We start from the raw sequence: 1,428 nt of genomic DNA, 5'->3' as shown, positions 1-1,428 counted from the left end.
GGCGCCGCCGCTCCAGAGTACATCGCCGTTATAGCTGCTGCCGACACTGTGGCTGTCGTTGATATCAACATCGGTGAAGCTTAAATCGCCGCTGTCGCTGAGCATCCCGGCCACGACATCGACATCCTCGGTGACTGCGCCGCTCATGTCGATGCTCAGCACAGGTGCGTCATTGGTGCCGGTGATGGTCACAGTGACGGTATCGGTATCGGTGCCGCCGTTGCCATCATCGACCGTGACATCAAAGCTTAGGGTGATGGTCTCGCCGACGGCGAGGAACTGCACCAGGCTGTTGGCAATGTCATAGCTCCAGCCGGAGTTATCGACACTGAAGCCAGCCGCCAGTGCATCCTGGGTGGCTTGATCCAGGGCGCCGCCGCTCCAGAGTACATCGCCGTTATAGCTGCTGCCGACGCTGTGGCTGTCGTTGATATCGACATCGGTGAAGCTCAAATCGCCGCTGTCGCTGAGCATCCCGGCCAGCACATCAATATCCTCGGTGACTGCGCCGCTCATGTCGATGGTCAGCACAGGTGCATCATTGGTGCCGGTGATGGTCACAGTGACGGTATCGGTATCGGTGCCGCCGTTGCCATCATCGACCGTGACATCAAAGCTTAAGGTGATGGTCTCGCCGACGGCGAGGAACTGCACCAGGCTGTTGGCAATGTCATAGCTCCAGCCGGAGTTATCGACACTGAAGCCGGCCGCCAGTGCATCCTGGGTGGCTTGATCCAGAGCGCCGCCGCTCCAGAGTACATCGCCGTTATAGCTGCTGCCGACGCTGTGGCTGTCGTTGATATCGACATCGGTGAAGCTTAAATCGCCGCTGTCGCTGAGCATCCCGGCCAGCACATCAATATCCTCGGTGACTGCGCCGCTCATGTCGATGGTCAGCACAGGTGCATCATTGGTGCCGGTGATGGTCACAGTGACGGTATCGGTATCGGTGCCGCCGTTGCCATCATCGACCGTGACATCAAAGCTTAAGGTGATGGTCTCGCCGACGGCGAGGAACTGCACCAGGCTGTTGGCAATGTCATAGCTCCAGCCGGAGTTGTCGACACTGAAGCCGGCCGCCAGTGCATCCTGGGTGGCTTGATCCAGAGCGCCGCCGCTCCAGAGTACATCGCCGTTATAGCTGCTGCCGACGCTGTGGCTGTCGTTGATATCGACATCGGTGAAGCTCAAATCGCCGCTGTCGCTGAGCATCCCGGCCACGACATCAACATCCTCGGTGACTGCGCCGCTCATGTCGATGGTCAGCACAGGTGCGTCATTGGTACCAGTGATGGTGATAGTCACTGTGTCAGTATCAGTGCCGCCGTTGCCATCATCGACCGTGACATCAAAGCTCAGGGTGATGGTTTCGCCGACGGCGAGGAACTGCACCAGGCTGTTGGCAATGTCATAGCTCCAGCCGGAGTT

The 1,428-nt window shown here is 59.0% G+C and carries 1 protein-coding gene; it reads right to left on the bottom strand.

Going from position 1 to position 1,428, the window contains the following annotated elements:
• Positions 1-1,428: VCBS domain-containing protein (locus tag CBE72_RS10410; RefSeq protein WP_206191795.1), on the bottom strand; the 1,428-nt coding region annotated here is incomplete at both ends.

Origin of the sequence: Shewanella carassii (assembly GCF_002777975.1) — a bacterium.
Classification (GTDB): Bacteria; Pseudomonadota; Gammaproteobacteria; order Enterobacterales; family Shewanellaceae; genus Shewanella; species Shewanella carassii.
Note: the sequence above shows the minus strand (reverse complement) of the source record. Positions and strands in the feature narration are given on the sequence as shown.